We start from the raw sequence: 18,149 nt of genomic DNA, 5'->3' as shown, positions 1-18,149 counted from the left end.
GGCGCTCCCGGTCCGTTCCCGTGGCGCATCCGTGCGTCGGGGACGCCCGTATGCCCGAAACCGCAGGGTACCGCCCCTACTTGCCGGAGCTGGGGCCTCCGCCGCGGAAGTCGCTGCCGCCGCCGCTGTACGAGCCGCCGCTGCCACCGGAGATGAAGAGGCCGCCTCCGCCGGAGCCGCTGGAGCCGTTCTCGCAGTCGTCATCGTCGTAGTACGGGTCCGAGACGTCGTCATCGTCGGGGCAGTGCCGAGTGCTGGTGCTGCTGTTGGTACTGGTACTGCTGCTGATGCTGGAGCTGACGTCGCCGCTGTCGTTGCACGAGCCGATCAGCGCCAGGATCAGGAGGACGGCGACGATGATCACGAGCACCGTGATCACCCTGTTCCTGGCGCCGTCCTCGTCGGACTGGTGGACCTCGTCCATGGAGGGGGTCTCCTCGGGGGTGGGGGAGGGTCAGGGGATGGGGCACACGGGGAGATCCTCGGTCAGGGGGTGATGGTCGCCGCCGTCGACACCAGTTCGCCGCTCTGGGGGTAGGCGTGCCAGGTCCGCCAACCGAGGGGGGACTCGGGGGCCAGGTGCAGCGCGGTCACGGCGAGGGGGTCACCCGGGAAGGTGACGTACAGGCCGCCGGGGGAGTCGGCCACCTCCGCGCGGAGACGGTCGATCCGGCGGGACAGGCCGTTGGCGGCGAGCGTCTCGACGGTCGACGTGAAGCGGTAGTCGCCCAGCCCCCAGGAGGGCAGGACGGCGTCACCGGGCAGCCCGCCGGTGAACCCCGGCAGGCAGGCGACCGTCTCGACGAGGGGGGCGGTCCCGTTCCCGGACTCCCGCTCCACGACGACCTGGTGGGACGCTCCGAGGACCCGCAGTTGGACCCGCAGCCCCGGGCGCTCGACGGTGCGGGCGGCCAGCGGCTCGACCAGGGGGTGGTTCAGAGTCCACACCAGGTCCTCGGCCCGGGTGTCGACGAAGGGCGTGCTGATGCTCGCGCGCACGTGCCGATCAGCTCCCGGGGTAGATCGTGAAGCTGCCGGGGAGGATCTTCTGGCCGGTCGCGACCTCCCAGCCGCCGTGGTCGAACCGCTCGAAGGACAGCAGTCGGCCGTCGGCGGACTCGTAGTCGGCGTAGTCCAGGCCGCCCTGGGCCCGCAGCCCCGTGGTGCCCTCGGAGCGGTAGGAGCCGCTGCCCCTCTCCTCCAACCGGTAGGTGACGCCCTCGAACTCCAGGGTCTTGGCGTGCGGGGTCAGTTCGGTGTCGGGGCGGGCGGTCCACAGGACCAGCTCCAGGTCGGGGTCCTCCTCCACGGAGAGCCAGCGCTTGCCGCCGTCGACCTCCAGGAAGTGCTCGGACCAGGTGAAGCCGCCCTCGGACAGCCGCAGGGAGCCGCGGATCCAGGTGCGCTCGTGGCCCCAGTCGAGCATGTCGCCCGCCTTGAGCGTTCGGGGGTCGCCGGTGGTGTCGCCCTCGGGGGCGAAGGGGTCCCGGGGCGTGGGCTGCGCGGACTTCATCGTCGATTCCTTCCCGCGTGAGCGGTTCGACCCGATCACGACGGCGATCAGGATGCCGATGACGATCACCAGGAGCAGCAGTAGGAGTGCGGTGGTCAAGGTTCCTCGCTTGGCTGTGGGGTGGAACTGGTGCCGACGGCGCCCGTGGGCGTCCCTCCTCTGACGTGCCCGGGCGCCGCACGGTTTCGTCCCTGGCCGGAAACGGTCAGGCGGAGCGGCCGTCCGGCGGGGAACCGCGCGGACGGCCGGGCTGTGCGGGGTTGTGACGTGGGCAGGCTACCGGGAGCGGTGGGGGTCGCCGGTCTCGACCGGCAGGCTGTCGTCGGCGCCCCAGCGGCTCCACGAACCGGGGTAGAGCCGCGTGCGCGTGTACCCGGCGTGCTCCAGCGCCAGGAGGTCGTGGCAGGCGGTCACCCCGGAGCCGCAGTAGGCGGTCACGGTGGTGGCGGAGTCCGCCCCGAGCGCGGCGAAGCGCTCGCGCAGGACCTCGGGTGCGGCCAGGCGGCCGTCGTCGTCCAGGTTGGCGGGCCACTCGGCGCTCCGCGCGCCGGGCACGTGGCCGGGACGGGCGTCCACGGGGGCGGGCGCCTCTCCGGTGTAGCGGCCGTACACGCGGGCGTCCAGGATCAGGTGGGCGGGGTCGTCGGTCTGGGCGGAGAGCGTGGGCGTGTGCACGACGCGGTCGGCGGGCCAGGCGCGCGCGGTGCGGTGGACGGGCTCGGGCGTCACCTGGCCCTTCTCCAGCTCGCCCGTCCAGGTCCGCAGACCGCCGTCGAGGAAGGCGGCGGGGGTGCCCAGGACGCGCAGCATCCACACGAGGCGGGCGGCGACGGAACCGTTCGCGTCGTCGTAGACCACGACGGCGGCGTCGTCGCCGATGCCCAGGCGCCCGAGCGCGGCGGCGAAGTCGGTCGGAGAGGGCAGCGGGTGGCGCCCGCCCTCGGGGCTGGCCGGGGCGGCCAGGTCGGTGTCGACGTCGGTGAACACGGCGCCGGGCAGGTGACCGGAGAGGTAGGCCTCGTGCCCGGATCGGCCGTCGAGGTACCAGCGGGAGTCGACGACGACCACGTCGTCGAGGTGGTCGCGGAGCCACTCGGCGGACACGGCCACGGGGAGGGTCAAGGGTTCGGACATGGCCGCCAGCCTAGATCGTGGCGGGGAACGACACGCGGCCGCCTCGCTGGAGAGCCGGCCCGGTCAGCGGTGGTCCGCCCGGTGCACGCGCAGGATCCACCACAGTCCGAGGACGGGCAGGACCAGGGGGACGAACCCGTAGCCGGAGCCGAACCGGGACCACACGGTGTCGTCGGGCAGCAGGCCCGGGACGAACACGCTGAGCGCGCCGACCGTGAGCACGCCGACCAGTTCGACGCCGCACGAGACCAGCGCGACCGTGCGGGAGGTACGTCCGGCCCGGGCCAGGCAGACGGCGGCGACCAGGTAGATCAGGCCCGCGGCCACGGACAGGCCGTACGCCAGCGGGGCCTCGTCGAACCTGGTGGCCAGCTGGTAGGAGCCGCGCGCGGTGGCGGCCAGGGTGAACACGGAGTACACCGCGACCAGGAGCCGTCCGGGGCCGGTGCGCAGGGTCGTGTCGGCGGGCGTCGCGGTGTCAGACAACGGGGTTCCAGAGCTGTTCGAGGCGGACCAGGAGGACCGGGAGCACCAGGCAGGCGAAGGCGATGACGGCCGGGCCCCACTTGCTGCGCTCCATGAACCCCCACACCGCGCAGGCGGGCGGGAGGAGGACCACGGTGGCCAGATAGGACACGAACATCACCGTCTCGGCGGGGCGGTCGCCCCCGATCATCGCCACGGCCGAGACGACCGCCTGTCCGATCACCAGGAGCCACAGGACACCCATGCCGACCAGGTGCGGGACGGTCATCGGTCGGTCGCGGAAGGTCGAGACGAGGCACCACCCGGCCATCGCCAGCGACGCCATCTGAATCGTCATGGTCAGCCAGTCGACCACGGCGCCTCCGCTCACGCTCGCTTCCTGACGTCCGCCCATGTCAGCGGTCCGCCGTCAACGACACAGCGTAGTACTGGCGTGCGACCGCATCGGACCGGCCCCGGGATCAGCCGGAGGGCCGCCGGGACGGCGGGTGCGGGCCAGGGGAACCGGGTGATGACGCTCTGACGCCATGTTGGATATCGTCCTTGTCGGCGCCGTCCTCCCCTGGATACGCGGCCCAGCGCGGCACACCCGCTCCGCCGCCTGTTCACGCCCCAAACCCCCACATCGGAGCGCTCTCATGTCCTACCCTGAGTACCCGCCGAATCCCCAGTACGGTTCTCCGTCCAGCCGACCAGCCAGGCAGGGCATGTCCATCGGAGGTAGGATCGCACTCAGCGCCGGCGGCATCCTCGCGTTCATCATCATCGTGGTGCTCCTCATCGCGATCGTGAACGCCGTTACCGGTGGCGGCGGTGGCGACACCGCGTCAACCCAGCAGCCCGGCCAGACGGACCAGGCCGACCAGGGTCAGGGGCAGAGCACGGCGGAGCCCGACACCGAGGACACCGCGGAACCCGGCGCGGGTGGGTCGGAAGAGGCCGCGGAGGGCGACGGCGACATCGTCATGACGGCCACGAACGCGGGCACCGCAGACGACATCCTGGACAGCACCGTCTACACGGTGGTGGACGTCGAGATCGTCAACAACTCCGACGAGCCGATCGACATCAACCCCATGTACTTCACCCTGATCCTGGACGACGGCCTGACCGTGAGCGCGATGGACAACTACACCGCCGACATCGACTCCTTCGGCATGGTGACGGTGCGGCCCGGGAACAGGGCCTCGGGACAGCTCGCCGCCGAGGGCGAGGTCACCATCGCCCAGGTGGAGTTCAGCGAGTTGTACGGGATGGGAGGGGACCCGATCATCGCCGACGTCGAGTGACCTCGTGCGTCGGGGCCCGAGCCGTTCCGGGAACGGCCGCGGGTGTGGCGGACCCGGCGCGCCGGGTTCCCCGTGCGGCACGATGGGGACGATCCGGCCCCCGGGAACCGTGCCCCGGCGGGCGATCCACACCAGGAGGTGACCCCCGTGCGCTCCGCACACACCGTCAGCGCCGTCCGTGAGGCCGAGCAGGCGCTCATGGCCCGTCTTCCCGAGGGCGCGCTCATGCGCCGCGCCGCGACCGGGCTCGCCGCGGAGTGCGCCCGTCTGCTGCCCCGTGTGTACGGGTCGCGTGTGGTGCTGCTGGTCGGCACCGGGGACAACGGCGGTGACGCGCTCTACGCCGGGGCCGCGCTGGCCGCGCGCGGGGCGTCCGTGCGCGCCCTGCTCGCCGGGCCGCGCGCCCACGAGGGCGGACTGGCGGCCCTGCGCGCGGCGGGCGGCAGGGTCCGGAGCTTCGAGAGCGACCCCGGCGACGGCGCGGAGCTGTTCGACGCCGATCTCGTGGTCGACGGCCTGTTGGGGATCGGAGGGCGCGGCGGACTGCGTGAACCGTACGCGACGCTGGCCGTGCTCGCCGAGAACTCCCCCGCCACCGTCGTCGCCGTCGACCTGCCCAGCGGGGTGGCCGCCGACACCGGCGAGGTGCCCGGCCACGCCGTGCGCGCCGACGTCACCGTCACCTTCGGCGCCCTCAAACCGGGGCTGCGCGTCGACCCGGGCGCCGACCGGGCCGGGCGGGTGCACCTCGTCGACATCGGCCTCACCCCCGAGCTGGGCGGACCCGCACTGGTCGAACCGGGCCCCGGGGACGTCGCCCCGCTCCTGCCCAGGCCGAGCACGGACTCCGACAAGTACCGCCGAGGGCTGCTCGCCGTCCGCGCGGGTTCCGAGCACTACCGGGGCGCCGCCGTCCTGACCGTGGGCGGGGCCCTGCGCACGGGGGTGGGGATGGTGCGGTACGGGGGCGCGGGCGCCGCCGTCGACCAGGTGCTCGCCCGTTGGCCGGAGACGGTCGCCGTCGACCTCGACCCCCTGTCCAGCACCCGCCTCGACCCCGGGCGCGTGGCCGCCGTCGTCATCGGGCCCGGCCGCGGCACGCACCGGGCCAACGCCGACGAACTGCACGCGGTCCTGGAGAGCGACCGCCCCCTGCTGATCGACGCCGACGCGCTGACCCTGCTCAGCGGCGAGGGCGGCGCGCCGTTGGCGCGGATCCTGCGGGAGCGCTCCGCGCACACGCTGTTGACCCCGCACGCCGGTGAGCTCGCCCGGCTCCTGCCCGGCAGCGAGCGGGCCGACATCGAGGCACGCCGCCTGGAGCACGTGCGGCGGGCCGCCGAGGAGTACGACTGCACGGTCCTGCTCAAGGGGTCGACCACGCTGGTGGCCCAGCCCGGCCTCCCCGTGCTGGCCAACCCGACGGGCACCCCGCTGCTGGCCGCGGCCGGCTCCGGCGACGTGCTGGCGGGGGCGGTCGGCGCGCTGCTGGCCGGGGGGCTGCCCGCCTACGAAGCCGCGATGTGCGGGGCGTACCTGCACGGACGCGCGGCCGTCCTGGCCCGGGGCGGGGCGCCGATCAGCGCGTCGGACCTGTTGGAGGGGCTGCCGATGGCCATCGCGGAGGCGGGGCGGTTCGCCTGAGACGGTGGGTCGGCTGCGGGCCCGGTGCCCGGTCCGCGCCCGGCGGCCCGCCCCGGGCCTCCGGTGGACCGGAGCGGGCCCGGGACGGTTCAGCCCCTGCGGGCCCGGTCGAGTCCGCGCTGCACGATGTCGGTGATGAAGTAGTCGCCGGGGTCGCGCTCGTCGCGCAGCACGTGGACGGTGGAGTCGTCCACCCACAGGAACTCGGTGTGCTTGTCGGGCTCCAGACGCGGAGCGGACAGGTCGCCCGCCACCCGGACCAGGTAGTCGACCTCGCGGCGCGTGACGCCGTCGCCGGGGTCCCAGTCGAGGGAGAACAGCTCGGCGAGCACCCCGGTCAGGCGCCAGCCGGTCTCCTCCTCGACCTCGCGGGCCAGCCCCTCCAGCATGGTCTCGCCCGGTTCGACATGGCCGCCGACGATGTCCCAGCAGTGCGGGAACACCTTGCGGGTGGGGGAGCGGCGCTGGGCGAACACCCGGCCCGAGGGGGCGGCGATCACCGCGCCCGCGACCCAGGTCCGCCCGTCGGACGTGTCCGGGAACTCGATCCCCGGCGCCACCTCGATACCGTTCACGCGTCCTCCTCGGCGTCCTCGCTGTCGACCGGCAAGCCTACGTCGCCGCCGCGCCCGCCGCGCCGGGGCAGCCGGAGGGTGAGCAGTCTGGCGCGCGGGGCGAGCTGTCCGGCCAGGTCGAACACCGCCTCGGTGCGGGAGTGGTCCTCGTCCAGGACCGAGAACAGGTTCACCCCGAGGTAGAAGGTGAGCGCCCCGTAGGCCACCTCCCGGGCGGGCACCAGTCTGGCCAGCGGCGACCCCCCGAGCACCCGTTCCCACTCCTGCTCGATGAAGGCGATCCAGGGTTCGGCGCGCTCCTTGATCTCCCGGCGCAGCTCCGGCTTGGTGACGGCGGCCGCCACCAGCTCGGAGAACTCGGTAATGTAGCCGCGTTCCAGGTCGGTGCGGTAGATCCGGGTCGCCGCCGCCACCAGCTCCTCCAGGGTGCGCGCGGGGGCGGTCAGTTCGCGGTACATGGCCAGCCGCTCGGCGCTCGACCGGTCCAGCGCGGCGAGCAGCAGCTGGTCGACCCCGCCGAAGTGGTAGAAGACCAGCGCCGAGTTGGCCTCCGCGCGGGCCGCGATCGCCCGCGCCGAGGCCCCCGCGTACCCCTCCTCGCGCAGGACCTCGCCGGCCGCGGCCAGGAGCCGCTCCTTGGTCTCCTCGCTCGTCCTGCGTCCGCCGCCGCCCTTGGCCATGACCCTCCTTGCGATCCGCGATGGATTCATCATACGGTTTAATCGAGTGATTAAAACGAGTGGTTTAACCATGTGTCGCAAACGAGGAATCGAGCCTTCCGTGTCCGAGGAACCCCACCGCCCCCCGTCCTCCGCACGCGCCCGGCTGGCGCTGCTGCTCCTGGTGCTCTTCGCCCTCCTGCTCCTCCTGCGCGTCACCCACTGGGGGCGCCTGGACCAGACCGCGCTGTTCTACGTCGGCCTCCCCGCCGTCATCGCCCTGCTGGTCGTGTGCACCGCCCGACCGCGCACGGCGGTCGGCGTCGCGATGGCGACCACCACCGTCCTGCTGGCGCTGTCCGGTCCGCTGCTCGGCGAGGGCCTGGTGTGCCTGGTCATCGCCGCGCCGCTGATCTACGGCGTCGTCGCGCTCGTCGCCTGGGTGTGCGTGACGATCCGACGCGACGGCCCCGGGGCCCGGCACGCCCTGTTCGCGGTACCGCTGCTCCTCGGCCTGGCACTGGAGGGTGTGGGCGGGGTCAGCCTTCTGCCCACCGACGACCGCGGTGCGGGCCAGGTCCTGGTCGACGCGGCCCCCGAGGAGGTCGCCGCCGCCCTCGCGGCACCCCCCGACTACGCCTCCCCGGACGCCTTCCTCCTGCGCGTGGTCCCCTTCCCCGAACCGGTCGAGGCGGAGGGGGAGGGGCTGGCGGTCGGCGACACCCGGACCGTCACCTTCACCCGGGCGCGGTCGCTGCGGCCCGGCGCCGACGTCGTCGACCAGCACATGGAGCTGGTGGTCGTCGAGAGCGAGGTGCGGTCCGACGGCGGACGCGTCGTCTTCGAGGTGACCGCCGACACCGCGTTCGCCCGGTGGATGGACATGCGCCGGGCCGAGGCGGTGTGGACGGCGGAGGGTGACCGGACCCGGCTGAGCTGGGCGATCGACTTCGAGCGCACCTACGAGCCCTCGTGGTACTTCGGGCCGCTCCAGTCCTACACGACCGACCTGGCCGCCGCCTACCTCGCCGACACCTTCGCCGCCGCCGCGACGGAGGGGCAGCGGTGAACCCCGAACTCCACGCCGGGCTCGTCCGGGGCCTCGGCCTCCTCGTCCCCCTGCTGCTGTTCACCGGGCTGTGCCTGTGGCGCGCGCCCCGCCAGCGCGAGATCGCCGCGATCATCGTGGCCGGCGCCTGGTCCCTGCTCACCCTCATCCCACTCAACCTGTACGCCCTGCACGCGGGCTGGTGGACCTTCCACACCGACGGGGCCGAGTGGCGCGGCGTCCCCCTCGACCTCCTGCTCGCCTGGGCGGTGCTGTGGGGCGCGCTGCCCGCCCTGCTGCTGCGCCTGCTGCCCGTCCCGCTCCTGGCCGGGCTGCTGGTCTGGATCGACGTGATCCTCATGCCGCTGGCCGACCCGGTCATCGAGCTGGGCCCCCTGTGGCTGGCCGGGGAGCTGACCGGCGCCACCGTGACCCTCATCCCGGCGCTCCTGCTCGCCTACTGGACCCGGAACGGCCAGCTGGTCCACGCCCGCGCGTGGACCCAGGCCACCCTGGCGGGCGGGCTCATGGTGGGGCTGCCGATCCTCGTGCTGGGGCCGGTGCCCCCGTCCGGCCCGGAGACTGCGGCCGGAGTCCAACTCCTCCTCCTGGCCGGGCTGCCCGGCCTCGCCGCCGCGCGCGAGTTCGCCCGGGTGGGCGGCGGCACCCCGCTCCCGTACGACCCCCCGGAACGCCTGGTCACCAGCGGCCCCTACGCCTTCGTGCGCAACCCCATGCAGACGTCGCTGGTCGCGGTGTACCTCCTCCTCGCCGTCCTGCTGCGGGAACCCCTCGCCCTGTTCCTGGCGGTGTCGGCGGCGGTCTACTCCGTCGGGCTGGCCGACTGGCACGAGAGCGCCCAGCTGCGCGAACGGTTCGGGCGGGACTGGACCGCCTACCGGTCGGGGGTGCGGCCCTGGCTGCCCCGGTGGCGACCGTGGCCCGGACGGAGCAGGGGCGTGCTCCACGTCGACGCGAACTGCCCGCTGTGCCTGACCCTCGCCCGCTGGTTCACCGTCCGCACGCCGACCGCCCTCGACATCCGCCCCGCCGCCGAGCACCCCGACGTGCTGTACCGCCTCACCTACGAGACCCCGGACGGGCTGCGCTGGAGCGGGGTCTCCGCGTTGGCCAGGGCGCTGGAGCACCTCAACCTCGGGTGGGCGCTCACGGGATGGGCCCTGGACCTGCCCGGCCTGCGGCACCTCGTCCAGTTGTGCGGGGACGCCTTCGGCGCCGGACCGCACCCGGCCCGCGCCCCGCGTGCCGACCGGGACGGGCCCGGGGTGCCCGCCCCGGCCTGAACCGTTCGGACCGGCGCGGGTCGCGCCGGTGTTCCCGGTGGTGAGAGGCCGCGTGACGCGCCCCACGCGCCGCGCCGTTATGCTCGGTCCGGGCCGCCCCGCCCCACGGGGGCCGGCCCGGACCGCCCCCCGGCACGGCACGAGGACACCCATGGAAGAACAGGCCATGCTCGCGCGCGACCTCGTTCTGCGCGTCTGTGCCGGGCCCACCGAGTTCGACCCCCACTGGATCAGGGACAGAGGCAAGGTCACGACCCCGTTCGTCGTGCCCCGCGACCGCAACCTCATCCACGCGATCGTCGCCGCGGGCCGCGCCGTGGGCGTGTCCCGGCTCCTGGTCTGCCGCACCCGGGCCGAGTTCTCCTACGAACCGGTCACCGAGGTCCCCCTCGACACCGACACCCTCATCGACCTCATCCGCGGCTGGGGACCCCACCCCACCGACTTCCTCGTCTGCGTGGAGGACTTCTCCGCCGCCGTCCTGGTCGCGGCCGACGAACTCACCGTCGCCGCGGGCCCCGCCGACTTCGTCCGCGAACTCGTGGGCGCCGACATCCCCCAGGCCCGTGCCGCCTTCGCCGCCCGCGCGCGGGCCGACGGCGGCGGCCCGCTCACCCGCGCCGCCCAGCTCTACGGCTGCGCCGCCCCCGGCGCCAGGCACACCAGGACCCCCCGCGGACCCGGCCCCGACCTGGCCGAACGCGTCGCGCGCGGGTTCGCGCGGGCCCGCGCGCGCTCACCGCGCACCGTCCGCGCCCTGCGCGCCCTGCGGGGCGCCTGGGGATGGACCGTGGTCGTCGTGCTGCTCGCCGCGCCCCTGGCCGTCCCCGCGCTGGACGCCGTGATCCCGGCCCTGGTCGCCGCCTTCCTGCTGATCCTCCAACTGGCCTGGCTCGCCCGCTCCCGCACGGTCTCCTTCGCCGACCTGCTGCGGACGACCGCCGTCGGCGCCGCCCTGCTCTGGCCGCTCGCCGCCGCCGAGGCCGCCCTCCTCCGGCTCCTGGGCGCCGAGCCCTACGGCGTGGTCGGCTACGCCTACGTCGCCGTGCCGATCGAGGAGCTCGGCAAGCTCACCCCGCTGCTGCTGTTCGCACTGGTCGCGCGGCGCCGGGCCCGCCGCCTGGCCGCCGTCGACCTCCTGCTGCTGGCCGCCGCCTCCGGAACCGGCTTCCAACTGGCCGAACGCCTGCTCACCGAGGTCTCCCTCGGGGCCGCCGACCTGTCCGCCGACGGCGGGATCCTGCTGCCCGGAGGTACCACGGTCACCGCGCCGGACGGGACCGTCCTCGCGGTCTTCGCCGGACACGCCGTCACCACCGGGCTGGTCGGGGCCACGCTCGGCCTGGCGATCGTCGGGCGCCGGTACGGCGCGTGGCTCTGGCTGCTGCCGCCCGTGGCGCTGGCGGTCGCCCTCCTGGACCACCTCAACCTCAACGCGGTGCTCGCCGGGGCCGCCCTCCACCCGGCCACGGACATCGTCTACGGCCTGCTCGGCGGCGGGGTCCTCACCCCGTGGCTGCTCCTCCTCGCCCTGGTGTGCGCCGTCGCCATGGACTACCGCATGATCGGCACCGCCGCCGAGAGCACCCCCGCCCTGCCCGGCCAACCGCCCCTGCCCCGGCTGCGGCGCTGGGCGTGGGGGCGTTCGATCGCGATGCGGGTCCGGGTCCCGGCCGACATCGCTCCGCTGTTCCGGCGCATCGCGCTCTCGTGGGTGGACCTCCCGGTCACCCTCGCCACGACGGTGTCGTCCATCGCGCACGAACTGGCCGTGTCCGCCATCGCCGCCCGGCGGGGTCCGACGGCGCTGTGCGACACGTGGCGGTTCCTGCGGTGGCGCCGGGCGAACGCGATGGGTGAGGCCCGGTCGGAGGGTCGGGCCTGGCGGCGCTACCCCGCGCAGGAGGAGCTGACGAGGAACGCCCGGGACCTGGCCGCGCGGCTCGGGCTGTCCGCGACCGGGGGCGTGACCGGTGCCCGCGCGGCGGGCGCCCTGATCGCGGCGGTCCCGGTGGCGCTGGCCGGGCTGTCGCTGTTCTCCGGAGTCCCGGCGGCCGAGGGCGGGACGGACGGGGCGGCGTACGCGCTGCTGGCACTCGACCGGGCGGACACGTGGCTGGGCGGCCTCGACGCGGGCGGGACCGTGTGGGCGGCGCTGGCCCTCGTCGCGGCGGTGACGCTGCTGGTGTCGGGCAACGGGGTGCCCTACGCCCACCCGCGCATGAGCGCGTTCCTGCGCGCGCCCGGCGCCAACACGGGGGTCGTGCTCGGCATGCTCGCCCCGGGACAGGTCGGGTATGCGCTGCTCGGCCTGGTCGGGATGGCGCTACCCCGGAAGGTGAACCGGCTGCTGGTCCGGTGACTCCTATCCCCGGCCGAGCCGTTCGCGCATCAGGACGGCCATCTCCTCCTCGGTGGTGAACTCCTCGGACACGGCGGACTCGGCGAGGTCCGCGCGTTCTTCGGGATCTCCAAGGAGGCTCAACGTCTCCGCCAGGGACTCGTGTTGGCCCGCAGGCGTCTGGTGCATGGTTTTGGGTCCTTATTCCTGGGGCCGTGCTCCCTGTGGCTGAACGGTGCTCGTCACGACCGAGGGGCCGGGGAAGTCCTCGGGGACGGCGTCCATGAGCAGTTCGTCGACGGGGCGGCCGAGCCAGTAGCCAGCGCCGCGCAGCCGTCCGGCGTGCTTGAACCCGGCCTTCTCGTAGGCGGTCACGCCCGCCGCGTTGGGCTCCAGCACCTTGAGCCAGACCATCCGCAGGGCGGCCAGGTGGAACGCCCAGTCCAGGGTGAGCCGGGTCGCCTCGGTGGCGTATCCCTTGCCGCGCTCCTTTGGGGCGATCAGAAGGACGAACTCCGCCGTGCGCACCATCTGATCGACGTTGAGCGTCGTCATTCCGACGGCGGCGCCGTCCTCCAGGCGTACGACCTCGAACTGGGGGTAGTTGTGGTTGCTCCGCTGGCGCTCCCACCCGTTCGCACGGACCTCCCAGGACTGGGGCATCTGGTTGCCGTACCCCAGGATCGTGCCCGGGTCGTTCTCCCAGGCGTGGTAGGACTCCAGCATCTCCCGGCGCGGCATGCCCAGGGCGAGGGTCTGCCCGGTCAGCAGGATGTGCGGCTCAGTCAACGGTGTTCTCCTCGTGTGTCCCCATGCCCTGTGGCGGGGGCCCGTCGGGTGTGAAGGTCACGATGTACAGGTCCGTGCTCGTCGGCTCGGCGACCGGCATCCCGGACGGGTCAGCGATCCAGGCGTGCAGACGTACCGGATCGGTGGCGATGCCGTGCCGCCACTCCGCCCGCCGACCCGCCATGGCGAGCAGAACCGCCGCAGCGGCGGATTCCTCCAAGCACGCCCACCGCACAGGAGCCCACACCGACACCCATCGCACGGCGTGGACCGCGTACCGAGCCTGAGCGTGCGAGGCAGGCCACAGCTGATGCCCGGCACAGGCGAGTCGTACCATGCGGGCGAACCGCGTGGAGCGGGAACCACAGAACAGTACGGCGGCGGTCATCGCCACGGCGGGAACAGCGGCCAACCGCCAGACCGTCGGAACGGGTTTCGGATTGGTCAGGACAGCGGACGTCTCGGCCGTTCCCCACATCGGGGCGGTGGCACCACACGGAACCGTGTACGCCGATCGTGGGACCGACGATGCCGTCCGTAGCGCGGTACGCCCGGTGTGGTAGTCGATCAGCACATGAACGTGTGGGGCGAGCAGGGCGACGAGAGGAAGTCGGCTCATGGTGTCGCCCCGGATCCGGCCAGACGCTCCCACTCACACGTGGGAGCACCTTCCACGGTGCGCAACCACGTTTCCGCGTCCAGCGCGGTCAGGAGTTCCGGCCACGGGGTCTGTGCCCCCAGAGCGGCGGCTCGGACCGTCGCGCGCAGGGGAGCGGGGTCGATGAGCCCCATGTCGGCCAAACGCCCACCGCACAGCTCCAGCAGCCTCGTGTGGTTGGCGCGGACACCACGATGGAAATCCCCAGCGAAGACACCCTTGGTCGTCCTCTCCCGAACACGTGACGGAAGAAGGTCACCGATCGCATCAACGACCAGGGGCTTGTACCGATAGGCGGAGAAACGTGTCCAGGGTGGTGCCGACACCACCGCGTCGACGACCGCGCCGTCAAGGTAGGGGTTGTGCAGTTCGACCCCCACGGATTCGGCGAGCTGGATCTCGGCGTGGGCGGAACGGGCCACGTAGCGGATGTCGGCGAGTAACGCGGTGTCGGCGCCGTCATGGATGTTCTGGCCCCGGGATTCAGGGATGTGCTCGGACAGCCACGTCGGCCGCGCGGACACGGGACGTGACAGGCCGTCGACATCGGCTCTCCTGACCGCCCGCATGACCGACCACGGGCTGATCCTGCGCAGGCGCGACCAGACCAGCACATCCCTCACGAGGCGTAGCAGGCGTCGATCACGTGCCAGGTCGATGAGGTGTGTCGGAGGGGGCAGGAACAGGTTGTCACCCCCGTCACCGGTCAGGTGGCACCCGGAACCAGCCTCCGCGACCCGCGCCAGTTGAGCACTCAGCTTGGCCCACGCGGCGGTTGACGGGGCCGGTTCGTCCGTCGCGGGGAGCGGGATGTCCGACTCGGTGAAGGGAAGATGGCGGTCATCCACCGGCAGGGTCACCCGGGTGAGGTTCGGGGTGTTCAGAGAGGCCGCATAGTCCATGTCACCGTCCGTCGTGACGCCCGTCGGGTGTGCCGTGACTCCTGTGAGAGGCGTGTAGCGGGAGGCGATGGCGGCGATCGTGCTTGAATCCAGCCCCGCCACGTCACAGGAGACCGCTGTGCTGGTGGCCCTCTTCCGAACACCTCCGACGAGGGCATGGCGAAGCCGGGAAACCGCTTCGTCTGGTTCACGGCGCTTGGGCGTCCACCAGGGAGTTATGGCTACAGATCCTCCCGAGCCAAGCACCATTCGATGTCCGGGCGGTACGGATACGACCCCGACCCACGGGCTCCGTCCTGGAAGGGGATCCTCTCTCTTATGTAGGTAGGAGGCCAGCCACTCGGTGTCGATCCCGGTCCTTGCCAGGCCCGCGAGGGCACGAGAACTGGATCCCCATACCCGTGGTCCCTCGGGGGCGGTCATGGAGTAGAGGGGGAGGGCTCCGGTCACGTCCGTGATGATCTCGGCCGATCCTGAGGCCGTACGTCGCACGACGACGTAGGAACCGGGCCAGGACATGAGGTCGCTGGGCTCAGGAGAGCGAGCGACGCGGGCGAGTTCGTCTCTGATCACCGCACATGTCCCGATGACCGCGACCCGAACCTCCCCGTCATCATGCAGGTGGAGACGGTGCGTGGGGACATCACCGAGCGTCCAGAGCGGCGGGTCGGTCCAGACCAATCGAGCCCCGACCGGGGCGACCACTGCGGAGCCGGGGGCACAGCCACCGAACCACGTCATTCGAAACCTTCTCTTCTCGCCGCGTACATAACGAGAACGACCCGGCCACCCACCAGAGGCGGCCGGGTTCTGGTTATTCGCTGTAGGGGGTTCGCTTGTCCTCGATGCTGCCTGAGGAGCCGCCTCGGGTCAGGTCGGCGGCGTCGCCGAGGTCGATGACGTCAGGGGTGTCCTCGTGCTGCTCTTCCATCGGTCTCCCTTCGAAGTGGAGTGGCACCACGTTAGGCGGCGGGCGCGTTTCCAGCGACGAAGATTCGCGCTTATTCGGTAAGAGCGTTCATCCGGTCGGGGACGAGAATAATGGCGAATACTGGAGGGCGTGCGTCAGGAGCCCATGGTGCGTGTGACCCTGTGCAGCAGTGCCCTGGCTCCGTCATTGAAGCGGGCTCCGGCTGAGGCCATCTCGAAGACGTGCAGGTACTGCTCGATCTCGCTTCGATGCGTCAGCGTCAGCTCGGCGGATGCGGTTTCGATGATGACGGAGGCTTCGTCTTCGATCCAGAAGCCATGCAGAGGAAGATACGGGGGTGGTGTGTCGAAAGGGATAATCCCTACGGAGACATTGGAGAGCTCGGAAACAGAAACCAATCGGTCGATTTGCCCCGCCATGGTGTCCCGGTCCCCACGTCTGTGGTGGAGTGCCGCCTCGGCGATGACGAACTGGAAGCGCTTGTCCCGTCGGTAGAGGATCTCCTGTCGCCGCATCCGCTGTTCGACGGCCTCCGTGATCCCTACGGCGGTCCCGTTCCTTCGACTGGCCATCTCCAGGACGGCGGAGGCATAGCCGGGGGTCTGGAGGAGCCCCGGGATGATCATCGACTCGTAGACCCGGAACAGGGAGACCTGTTCCTCCTCGGCGGCCATCCGTGACTGGATGCCGACCAGGCCACCCCCGAGTTGTTCCTTCCACTCGACCCACATCGACTCCAGGTCCCGCAGCCGGGCCAGGAGATCGGTGCGTGCCTCCGGGGTACCGCAGGCACGCACCCACACGGAGACGTCCTCCGAAGTGGGCGCCTGGCGGCCGGTCTCGATCTTGGAGACCTTGGACTGGCTCCACCCCAGCCGGTCCGCGAGCTGTGTCCCGGTCAGTTCCGCTGACCCGCGCAGCTCGCGGAGGCGTCGCCCCAGGTCTCGTCGGGCTCGTTCGATGCTGTGGGTCACTTAGGTATTGAACCGCCTCGGCGTGCTCGGGTCGTACTCGTGGTGCGGGATCGCGTGACGCCAGGCGATCTCCCACCACTGGCGATGCTGGGTGATGACGGCGGGATCGTCGATCCGTTCCAACCGGTAGGGAACGTCGTCGTCATCGAAGTGCAGGACACAGCTCCATCGACCGTCGAAGAGCCAGAAGTCCAGCTTTGGAAGGCGGTCCGCGGAAGGGTGGTGGCGAGGGAGCCAGCGGATATCCTCCCCCGCTTCGACGTTGAACCGGGTGACCGCGTGTTCCCAGGCGATGTATCCGCTCAGGGGTTCGGACACGACACGCACACGCTGCCAGATCTTGCCCTCCTTACAGCCTCGGGTCACGTTGCGGTGCCACGGTGAGGTGGACGCGTGGTCGGGTGCCCGTCCCGGATCGCCCGTCCTCAGGAACCTCTCGACGTCCTCGTTCTCCCCGTCGACGTTGTACCGGTCGCGTACCTCCAGCTTCCAGGCGGTGTGTTCGAACTCCTCGAACTGTTGGCCGAACTCCTCCTCCGAGAGGGAAACGCCCATGGTTCAGTCCAGTTCTTCCGCGTAGCGCAGCAACTGCCGGGGGATCTCCACGAGGGTCTCGTTGTCCGCCAGGTCCCGGACGTCCCCCATCGCCTCGGGGTCCGTGACCTTGTAGCCCTGCACGACGATGGTGCCCCGATCCGTGCGGTACAGGGTGGGGCACTTGCCGTTCTCGCTGTCGGTGCCGAGGAAGGTCAACCGCATGAGTACCTACTCTCGCCTAGTCGCGAATATTCGCTTCTCTCCCAGGTTCTATGATCGACCGTGTCTCAGCAACCACTCTTGGTGTCCGCTTCCGGCCATCAGGCTGTGGTGCAACTCGGTGAAACATCCTTGACCGTGGGTGACTGCCAGCGTGAGGCTTGGTCCGCCATCACAGGTCCCTTCGAGAGGGAGCGACAGAATGTGGATCACCTTGATGGGCAAGGCCCCTGAGTCATCCTCGAACAGTTCTTCCGGGATGTACCGAACTGGCAGTGGTTTCTAGTGTCGGACCAGGTTCGTCAGGCCAAGGAGGCCTTCGGCTCCCGGCTGCGTGAGATCCGCAAGGACGCCATGCTCTCGGGGCGGCAACTCGCGACCGCCACCGGGATGCACTTCACCAAGGTGTCCCGGCTGGAGCACGGGAAGCAGAACCCCTCTGAACAGGATGTCAGGGTATGGTGTTCGGCCTGTGGTGCTGAGGACCAGATCCCGGAGTTGCTGGCGACCTTGCGAGGCATCGACGGGATGTGGGTCGAGTGGCAGCAGCACCTCAAAGGCGGTCTCAAGTATCTGCAACAGACGTTCGACCGGTTTCACGAGGGGGCGAGCGTGGTTCGCTCCTACGAGTCGATCGTGATTCCGGGCATCCTGCAAACTGCTGAATACAGCAGTGCGGTGCTACGGATCGCGAACGATTTCTATGGGGCTGACGGGCGGATTGACGATGCCGTTGATGTCCGATTGCGTCGGCAGCGGTTCCTTCACGAGGGGAAACAGCGCTTCCTTTTCGTGGTCGAGTACTGGGCTCTCCAGAGCCGGTTCGGCGACGTGGACGTGATGCGTGAGCAGTTGGAACGGTTGCTCGCGATCACGACCTTCCCCCAGGTGTCATTCGGGGTGATCCCGCCGGACGTCGTGCGCAGGATGTGGCCTGGAGAAGGGGCCTGGATCTTCGACGACAAGGTGGCGGTGGTCGAGACGACGACGGCCGAGATGCAGATAACCCAGCCTAGGGAGATCGCGTTGTTCCTGCGTGTGTTCAGCCGACTACAGGAACATGCGGTGTACGGCGCTGAGGCCCGATCGCTGATCGAGAGAGCCATCCGCGAACTCGACTGATCTCTCACCTTTGAGAAGGACGCA

Annotated in this window: 22 protein-coding genes; 6 read left to right on the top strand and 16 right to left on the bottom strand. The window is 71.3% G+C overall.

Annotated elements, in window-relative coordinates; all coding sequences use genetic code 11:
• Nucleotides 1-76: 76 nt before the first annotated feature.
• The 6 genes from DVR05_RS24435 to DVR05_RS24410 form a co-directional block, all read right to left on the bottom strand.
• The gene (locus tag DVR05_RS24435) at nt 77-424 is read right to left on the bottom strand and encodes a hypothetical protein (RefSeq protein ID WP_116248258.1); all 348 of its coding nucleotides are present in this window, start codon (nt 422-424) and stop codon (nt 77-79) included.
• A 62-nt stretch (nt 425-486) separates the two neighbouring features.
• Nucleotides 487-999 carry a DUF2617 family protein gene (locus tag DVR05_RS24430; protein ID WP_116248257.1) on the bottom strand — a complete coding sequence of 171 codons (513 nt, stop codon included), beginning with the start codon at nt 997-999 and terminating at the stop codon, nt 487-489.
• A 7-nt stretch (nt 1,000-1,006) separates the two neighbouring features.
• Nucleotides 1,007-1,612 (bottom strand): DUF4178 domain-containing protein, encoded by a 606-nt coding sequence (locus DVR05_RS24425; RefSeq protein WP_116248256.1) that lies wholly within the window; start codon nt 1,610-1,612, stop codon nt 1,007-1,009.
• A 177-nt stretch (nt 1,613-1,789) separates the two neighbouring features.
• A complete protein-coding gene (locus DVR05_RS24420) occupies nt 1,790-2,647 on the bottom strand; it encodes a sulfurtransferase (protein WP_198659336.1) in 858 nt (285 codons plus the stop codon).
• Nucleotides 2,648-2,710: 63 nt separating this feature from the next.
• Nucleotides 2,711-3,133, bottom strand: a complete 423-nt coding sequence (locus DVR05_RS24415; protein WP_116248254.1) for a hypothetical protein — start codon at nt 3,131-3,133, stop codon at nt 2,711-2,713.
• Entirely contained in the window at nt 3,126-3,488 is a 363-nt protein-coding gene (locus tag DVR05_RS24410; RefSeq protein ID WP_116248291.1) for a hypothetical protein, read from the bottom strand. The genes DVR05_RS24415 and DVR05_RS24410 overlap by 8 nt, the downstream gene beginning before the upstream one ends.
• 283 nt (nt 3,489-3,771) lie before the next feature.
• Between DVR05_RS24410 and DVR05_RS24405 the strand changes: the two genes are divergently transcribed.
• A complete protein-coding gene (locus DVR05_RS24405; RefSeq protein WP_198659335.1) occupies nt 3,772-4,422 on the top strand; it encodes a DUF4352 domain-containing protein in 651 nt (216 codons plus the stop codon).
• A 147-nt stretch (nt 4,423-4,569) separates the two neighbouring features.
• A complete protein-coding gene (locus tag DVR05_RS24400) occupies nt 4,570-6,066 on the top strand; it encodes an NAD(P)H-hydrate dehydratase (RefSeq protein WP_116248290.1) in 1,497 nt (498 codons plus the stop codon).
• Nucleotides 6,067-6,155: 89 nt separating this feature from the next.
• On the opposite strand, the gene DVR05_RS24395 is transcribed toward DVR05_RS24400, so the two are convergent.
• Both DVR05_RS24395 and DVR05_RS24390 read right to left on the bottom strand, forming a co-directional pair.
• Nucleotides 6,156-6,641 (bottom strand): NUDIX domain-containing protein, encoded by a 486-nt coding sequence (locus DVR05_RS24395; protein WP_116248252.1) that lies wholly within the window; start codon nt 6,639-6,641, stop codon nt 6,156-6,158.
• Nucleotides 6,638-7,321, bottom strand: a complete 684-nt coding sequence (locus DVR05_RS24390) for a TetR/AcrR family transcriptional regulator (RefSeq protein WP_116248251.1) — start codon at nt 7,319-7,321, stop codon at nt 6,638-6,640. The genes DVR05_RS24395 and DVR05_RS24390 overlap by 4 nt, the downstream gene beginning before the upstream one ends.
• Nucleotides 7,322-7,391: 70 nt before the next feature.
• Between DVR05_RS24390 and DVR05_RS24385 the strand changes: the two genes are divergently transcribed.
• From DVR05_RS24385 to DVR05_RS24375, 3 genes are all read left to right on the top strand, one after another.
• Nucleotides 7,392-8,369, top strand: a complete 978-nt coding sequence (locus DVR05_RS24385; RefSeq protein ID WP_116248250.1) for a hypothetical protein — start codon at nt 7,392-7,394, stop codon at nt 8,367-8,369.
• Nucleotides 8,366-9,652 (top strand): methyltransferase, encoded by a 1,287-nt coding sequence (locus DVR05_RS24380; protein ID WP_116248249.1) that lies wholly within the window; start codon nt 8,366-8,368, stop codon nt 9,650-9,652. Before DVR05_RS24385 ends, DVR05_RS24380 begins: the two co-directional genes overlap by 4 nt.
• A 151-nt stretch (nt 9,653-9,803) precedes the next feature.
• Nucleotides 9,804-12,014, top strand: a complete 2,211-nt coding sequence (locus DVR05_RS24375; protein WP_116248248.1) for a PrsW family intramembrane metalloprotease — start codon at nt 9,804-9,806, stop codon at nt 12,012-12,014.
• Between the two features lie 3 nt (nt 12,015-12,017).
• Here the strand turns inward: DVR05_RS24375 and DVR05_RS26800 are convergent, their stop codons facing one another.
• The 8 genes from DVR05_RS26800 to DVR05_RS24340 form a co-directional block, all read right to left on the bottom strand.
• Entirely contained in the window at nt 12,018-12,182 is a 165-nt protein-coding gene (locus DVR05_RS26800; RefSeq protein WP_157982534.1) for a hypothetical protein, read from the bottom strand.
• Between the two features lie 12 nt (nt 12,183-12,194).
• The gene (locus DVR05_RS24370) at nt 12,195-12,782 is read right to left on the bottom strand and encodes a GNAT family N-acetyltransferase (RefSeq protein WP_116248247.1); all 588 of its coding nucleotides are present in this window, start codon (nt 12,780-12,782) and stop codon (nt 12,195-12,197) included.
• Entirely contained in the window at nt 12,775-13,260 is a 486-nt protein-coding gene (locus DVR05_RS26795) for a lasso peptide biosynthesis B2 protein (RefSeq protein WP_255423124.1), read from the bottom strand. Before DVR05_RS26795 ends, DVR05_RS24370 begins: the two co-directional genes overlap by 8 nt.
• Before the next feature lie 137 nt (nt 13,261-13,397).
• Nucleotides 13,398-15,083: an albusnodin/ikarugamycin family macrolactam cyclase gene (locus DVR05_RS24360; RefSeq protein WP_116248245.1), complete on the bottom strand. Its 1,686-nt coding sequence runs from the start codon at nt 15,081-15,083 to the stop codon at nt 13,398-13,400.
• A 73-nt stretch (nt 15,084-15,156) separates the two neighbouring features.
• Complete coding sequence (locus DVR05_RS24355; RefSeq protein ID WP_116248244.1) at nt 15,157-15,273, bottom strand: albusnodin family lasso peptide; 117 nt, start codon at nt 15,271-15,273, stop codon at nt 15,157-15,159.
• Between the two features lie 134 nt (nt 15,274-15,407).
• The gene (locus tag DVR05_RS24350; RefSeq protein WP_116248243.1) at nt 15,408-16,247 is read right to left on the bottom strand and encodes a helix-turn-helix transcriptional regulator; all 840 of its coding nucleotides are present in this window, start codon (nt 16,245-16,247) and stop codon (nt 15,408-15,410) included.
• A complete protein-coding gene (locus tag DVR05_RS24345; RefSeq protein ID WP_116248242.1) occupies nt 16,248-16,802 on the bottom strand; it encodes a DUF6879 family protein in 555 nt (184 codons plus the stop codon).
• A 3-nt stretch (nt 16,803-16,805) separates the two neighbouring features.
• Nucleotides 16,806-17,006 (bottom strand): hypothetical protein, encoded by a 201-nt coding sequence (locus DVR05_RS24340; protein ID WP_116248241.1) that lies wholly within the window; start codon nt 17,004-17,006, stop codon nt 16,806-16,808.
• A 282-nt stretch (nt 17,007-17,288) separates the two neighbouring features.
• On the opposite strand from DVR05_RS24340, the gene DVR05_RS24335 reads away from it, so the two are divergent.
• Entirely contained in the window at nt 17,289-18,125 is an 837-nt protein-coding gene (locus tag DVR05_RS24335; RefSeq protein ID WP_116248240.1) for a helix-turn-helix transcriptional regulator, read from the top strand.
• Nucleotides 18,126-18,149: the final 24 nt, after the last annotated feature.

The organism is Nocardiopsis sp. FIRDI 009 (assembly GCF_003386285.1).
Lineage (GTDB): Bacteria > Actinomycetota > Actinomycetes > Streptosporangiales > Streptosporangiaceae > Nocardiopsis.
This window is presented reverse-complemented; position numbering and strand designations above follow the sequence as displayed.